This window comes from Legionella tunisiensis (genome assembly GCF_000308315.1).
GTDB classification, from domain to species: Bacteria; Pseudomonadota; Gammaproteobacteria; order Legionellales; family Legionellaceae; genus Tatlockia; species Tatlockia tunisiensis.
The window spans coordinates 1-5,553 of the sequence record NZ_CALJ01000280.1 but is presented as its reverse complement, the minus strand read 5'-3'; the positions used below and the strand labels follow the sequence as shown (position 1 = coordinate 5,553).

Genomic DNA, 5,553 nt, shown 5'->3' with positions numbered 1-5,553 from the left:
TCTTTAGAAATAGGCTATGTACGGAAATAACGAAATCTCTGTGTCATTTAAAGTTGTATTTTCTTTAGCAATAGAAATTTAAACGCTTAGATGGTCGTTTATTGTAATGACTTGATTGATAAAATAACTAACTCAAAGGATGAGTAATGAAATACAACACTTGTTTTTATTCTATTGGCTTGGCAGGATTTTTGGTGTCGATGACGAGCTATGCCGTACCTTTCACTATTATCCCGCAAGGGAATTTACCTACATCGGTTAGCCGAGGAGGAAGTGTTGATGCGGCATATACTGTGACGAATAATACGTTAACAACCCGTGTTAATAATTTTGTAAGATGGTTTCCTCCTAATGTGACCCAAGTACTTGAGCCAACTGATCCAACCGTTTGTACGCGTCAGTTTACTTTAGGTCCACATGACTCTGTTAATCAAAGTTGCACCTTAAAGCTCACTATATCTGGTGTGGTAAATCGTAATGATCCTGATCCTACACATCATTTATTTGTTTGTTTTCCTGGAGGAAAAACCTGTGCGGGCCCAACACCTGCTAATTCATTAAATGTGAGTGAGGTGAATAATGGCTCAGGTATCACTACGCTTTCTACGGCTGTAGGGGGATATCAAGTTGGCGCGGATAGCCTTCCTCTTGCGTATACAAGTAGTGACAACGGAGCGACTTGGACTGCTTCAGTGCCTCCTACTACGGGTCTTTTGGGAGTGGCTTTCTATTTTGGAGTAGGGTGTAATGGAACGTTTTGTTCGGCAGTTGGTTTTTATCTAGATGCTTCTGGAGCTCAACTTCCGTTTTCTTCTGCGAGTTCAGATAGAGGCGTTACCTGGAGTGACCCTTATTTTCTTTCAGTAAATGGTCTTCCTGTTGGGCCTGTTATTCAAACCTATGCTCCAGCTATTAGTTGCTCTGGCAGTAAATGCTCTGCTGTGGGCTTCTATCAAGAGCTTGCAGGTACTCATAAGCCACTTACTTATTCTAGCTCCGATAACGGTGTTACCTGGTCAGAACCCTACCTTCCTTCTACAGTGGGTTTGCCACCGACTGAAAGCCACTTGTTGGGTACTGTAAGCTGTACTGGCACTAATTGCACCGCTGCTGGCTTTTACAATACGTTATTAAATGAACGCCAGCCTTTAGTTTATCACAGTACAGATAATGGGGTGACTTGGTCGGCACCAATTATCCCTTCTGTGGCAAGCTTACCTGTTGGTAATAGCAATCCTAAAATACTTGGGATAAGTTGCTCTGGAAATAATTGTACGACCATAGGGCAATTTGATGATCCTACTAACTCCATTCCATTTACTTATTTAAGCTCAGATGGAGGACTTACTTGGTCTACTGCACATGTACTTTCTATAGCAACTCTCCCCGTTGGAAATGGTGGGGCAAGACTTAATTCGATCAGTTGTGTAGGAAATAACTGTGTTGCAGTAGGATATTATTTCGATAATGCCAGTAACACACAATCGGTTTATTATACGAGTGCCGATAGAGGGGTGACCTGGTCTCAAGCTTTATTTCCACCCACAACAGGTATTCCTCTTACTGCCACAGATACAGCGTTATACAGTACTTCTTGCATTAATAATACTTGCTCTGCCGTAGGTGCTTATAGTATTGGAGGTACCTCATTTCCTTTAACTTATTATAGTGTTGATAATGGGGTAACATGGACCATTTTTTTACCAAGCTTACCGTCCACACCCGGTGCTTTTGCCGGTAATCTTTTTGGTGTAGGTGGCTCACAAAGTGGTGTTTTATTAACCTAGTGATTATCCTTTAGCTGGTTTTCTTAGTGGAGTTCGGATTTTCCGGATTTCACTAGGCTATACCAGTATTTTGGTTTTTAAAACATCGACTTTAGAAATAAATCCTGATTTTTTGGTGCAGTCCTTTGCTGGATTAGATGAGCCTGGTTTGCAAAATTTTCTTTTAGTAAGTCCTAAACTGCGTTGCAAAAACAATGAATACAGGGGGATAACGTCCTAGTTTAAAGCATAAAAATTAGTGCGGAGATTAAAACAAGTAACAAAGTAATTAAAAAAGCGATATAGCTTTTAACTGATAAAGCTAATTTATATATATGAGAAATCACTATAAATTCCCAGAAATAAATTAGGATGGTTAAACTCATTGGAAGAAGCAATAGTTTCGGACTTAAAAAGAATAATGGGGAGTTAAAAGTAGACTCATTATAAACAATGCTAGATAAATAATGAGAATTTTTATTATTTGAATTACACAGGCGACACTTAATAGACTAGTCATCGTTTGGATAAACCGATTTTTTAACCCGTTCATTTCTAAGATAACATAGGTGAATAGAAGCCATATTAGAGAAAAAATATTGGCTTAAAAATAGAAGCCTCTTTTTGATATGAAAAGACCATCAAGAGAAAATAAATAAACAAACTTATTCCTAAAAATGGAATAGAATAAGGAATATTTTCAGGAGACTCCTTTAATACGAGCATTTTGAAAATTTTTTTAAATTTCTTCTGTTTATTATCACAATGATCTTTCCGCTCAATTAGTACCACTGACCCGATGAGAAAACCGGCATTAAACCACCTGTTGAGCAAAAGGTAACTGGTGGAAAATAATTTAATGCACTATGTGGCCTGACATGGTTGTAATGATGCCTTCATTTTCCTCATTTCCCATTTGGCTTTCAAAGAAACCCTTTTGCGTCGGTTTACCCGGCTGCATCAAGACTATGATTGCCCAGCGTAAAAATTAGGAAAAATTATTCTTTATCATATTGTTTATAAAGAATATATTTTGGTCATCTCCCTCTATGCATGTTAGATAAGAAACGCACAAATATCTCCTTTATATCATCCTCATGCTAAAATGAAGCAATGGACATCATGTCTTTACTATTGAGCTTATCATGGACGTCAAAAACGATTGCAAAGTGCTTCGAATTGCCTTGGTTATTATTGGACTGATTTTTGTCTTCGCGGTGTACCCACTAACTCTCCTATGGCCTTCAGGCTGGGCATGGCACCTGGTTGGGCAAAACGTCTATTTACAAATGATAGTAGGAATTTATGTGACATTAGGTGTTTTTTAATCCTGGCAGCTAAGGATCCAGTGCAGCATTTAAGTTTAATATGGTTTACTGTTTGGTCTAGTATTGTGCATGGTGGTATCATGGCCATCCAAGCATTATATTACCCCCAGCATTTTGCTCATTTATATGGTGATGTCCCTGCTTTATTTATCATCGCGATTGTCTTAGCTATTTTAACACCCCGTCACAAAGCGCCTTAACAGGATAACTACTAACAGCATATCGGGGGAGAGGGTCTACATTATCTATTGATGTATCCGATCCAATGAACGATCAAAACTCAAGCCCTGATCCCTATAGTTTATTTTATCATTTTTTGAGGATTTCTGGGTGGATCAAGCTCGGATGGATCAATCCTGGTGGGTATTGAGGTATATATGGATCATCGGGCTCGCCAAACTGTCCAAAGCCACCAGAGATATTTTTTAACTCGTCTTTCTTTAGTTTGTTTTTACTTTTTTTGAAGCTACTTGAGATGATTTTTTCATGACTTACGCAAACAGAAGAAATTTTCTTAAGTGTAGTCCTGGATCCGAAGAAAAATGTTGAGCAACGAGTTAAGCCAGGTTTATTCCTTCTGATGAGTTTTCTTCCACTGTTTTTCTAGAAAATTAATGAAAGCCTGTATTTTCATAGGAATATATTTATGTGATAGATAACATACGAACACTTCAATTTTATTGGATTTATACTGGGGCAAAATAGGCTTAAGCTTATTTTCATTTAGCGCTTCTTCAACATAGGATTCTGGAGTAAAGATTATCCCCAAACCGGTAAGAGCTGCTTTTAACAATGTATCTGAATTATTGGCTGATAAATTACCTTCGACTCGAATGATGTCATTTTCAAAAACCCAAAAATTTTTATCTTGATTTGAATTTATCAAACAATTATGCTGTTTCAGCTCATCTAATGTTTTTGGAGTGCCATATTTTTCCAAATATTTTGGTGAAGCATATAGTTTTCTACTTGACTCCATTAAATTCAAATTTTTAAATTTGTCTTCAATATTAATATTCCTATTACTTATGTATATATCAATTTTGTTTTCAATTAAATTTGTTATTTTGCTTCCTAAATGAAAATTAACTTTTATAGTTGGGTGTAACTCTAAAAACAAGTCAATATATTCTGATATATAATAATTTCCAGCAATAACCGGAGTAGCTATGCGCAATGTGCCTGTTGCTACTTTTGTTGTTCCGCTAACCTCTTTTTGGTTTCTTCCCATTCATCGATTAAGTGTACAATTTTGTTATAATATTTTTCGCCTGCTTCAGTTAATTCTAATCGACGAGTAGATCTGATGAGTAACTGAGTATCTAATTGGTTTTCTAGCCATGCTATTCTTTTACTTATAGAGGAGTGTGTTGTATACATTGTTCTTGAAGCTTGAGAAAAACTCTTGCAATCAACTACATTTATGAATGTTTTACTGCATGTATACCAATCCATCATAATCTCCAAGTATTATGATCAAGCATATAATTAGTTTTTTATTTCGTCAAAACGCGCCATTTTTGATATGGCATGGGAACAAGAATAGTGCGTTTTTTCAGCTCATTGTTAAATTGGAGTGAGATAACAAGATACCAAGTGGTCTGAATAATATAATGATTTGATTTTTTAAGCCCTCCCAGCATAATGGCTATACGCGTGGTAGTCTATACTTTAATAAGTTCAAATATTAATCTATTTGTTGTGAAGATAGACATTCAGGCGGTCAAGGATCTTTGTGGTAATAGTAAAGAAGTCGTTGTTTATGGCTTTAACTTTTTCAATTACCAACAGCTTTATAACGCAATCAATAGTGATGGAAGCATTAAAGCTTACAACTCTGATGATTATGAATACAAAAATGATGTAAAGGTGAGTAATAGTCATTCTTACAGCCATCTGTACGCCCATTTTAAGTTCATACTTAATGATTTATTACTGGAGAATTATAAAAGGCAGCAAAAAGGAGAGCCTTTGGTTCCTTTAATATTCGTTGTTGGTTTAAATAATAACCAATACGATAAGTCCAGAATATTCGAAAGAGCAAATGATCCTTCTGACAAAGGAGTCACTCTTACTGAGCTTCGAAGATGCTATAAACTTGCTAATGAGTTTGGTAAAGAAATGACAGAGGTTGCTCAGAAAACATTTCAATTTGTTCAACTAATTGGTTCGGACAAGGGCTATAAATTAGAAACGGTTGAGCCATTCTGGAAAGATGAACAATGGAAAAAAGGCTGGGAAGAGAGAAAAAACCACAGAAAAAGAAATTGGCTCCGATAATAGAAATAATTTTTGGCGAAAAAATATCAAAAATTAATTGATGAAACAGATGAACAATACAAAAAACTACGGATGAACAACATAAGAAAACTGACTCCACGAATCCCTAATTGACATCCCTACACTCTATGTTGAGGAAAAACCAACATCAGCAATCAGACTGCATGACTATTTTTGAA

Annotated in this window: 4 protein-coding genes and 1 pseudogene; 3 read left to right on the top strand and 2 right to left on the bottom strand. The window is 36.3% G+C overall.

The features are described from left to right. Positions 1-146 precede the first annotated feature (146 nt). Together BN58_RS16510 and BN58_RS26505 are read left to right on the top strand one after the other, a co-directional pair. On the top strand, positions 147-1,787 hold the full coding sequence (locus BN58_RS16510; protein WP_019217771.1) for a sialidase family protein: 1,641 nt from the start codon (positions 147-149) through the stop codon (positions 1,785-1,787). A 1,124-nt stretch (positions 1,788-2,911) separates the two neighbouring features. Next, positions 2,912-3,294 (top strand): annotated as a pseudogene (locus BN58_RS26505) (DUF6632 domain-containing protein). 368 nt (positions 3,295-3,662) lie between these two features. Here BN58_RS26505 and BN58_RS16490 read toward each other — a convergent pair. Together BN58_RS16490 and BN58_RS37990 are read right to left on the bottom strand one after the other, a co-directional pair. Then, complete coding sequence (locus BN58_RS16490) at positions 3,663-4,325, bottom strand: substrate binding domain-containing protein (protein WP_083852246.1); 663 nt, start codon at positions 4,323-4,325, stop codon at positions 3,663-3,665. After that, positions 4,283-4,549 carry a LysR family transcriptional regulator gene (locus BN58_RS37990; RefSeq protein ID WP_019217768.1) on the bottom strand — a complete coding sequence of 89 codons (267 nt, stop codon included), beginning with the start codon at positions 4,547-4,549 and terminating at the stop codon, positions 4,283-4,285. Before BN58_RS37990 ends, BN58_RS16490 begins: the two co-directional genes overlap by 43 nt. Before the next feature lie 189 nt (positions 4,550-4,738). Here BN58_RS37990 and BN58_RS16480 point away from each other — a divergent pair, with 189 nt between their 5' ends. Beyond that, entirely contained in the window at positions 4,739-5,374 is a 636-nt protein-coding gene (locus tag BN58_RS16480; protein WP_019217767.1) for a hypothetical protein, read from the top strand. The last annotated feature ends 179 nt before the right edge of the window (positions 5,375-5,553 follow it).

Excerpts from the sequence above, each read along its gene's own strand:
- BN58_RS16490 (WP_083852246.1), bottom strand. The coding sequence starts at position 4,325 with ATGGGAAGAAACCAAAAAGAGGTTAGCGGAACAACAAAAGTAGCAACA.
- BN58_RS16480 (WP_019217767.1), top strand. The coding sequence starts at position 4,739 with ATGGCTATACGCGTGGTAGTCTATACTTTAATAAGTTCAAATATTAAT.
- BN58_RS37990 (WP_019217768.1), bottom strand. The coding sequence starts at position 4,549 with ATGGATTGGTATACATGCAGTAAAACATTCATAAATGTAGTTGATTGC.
- BN58_RS16510 (WP_019217771.1), top strand. The coding sequence starts at position 147 with ATGAAATACAACACTTGTTTTTATTCTATTGGCTTGGCAGGATTTTTG.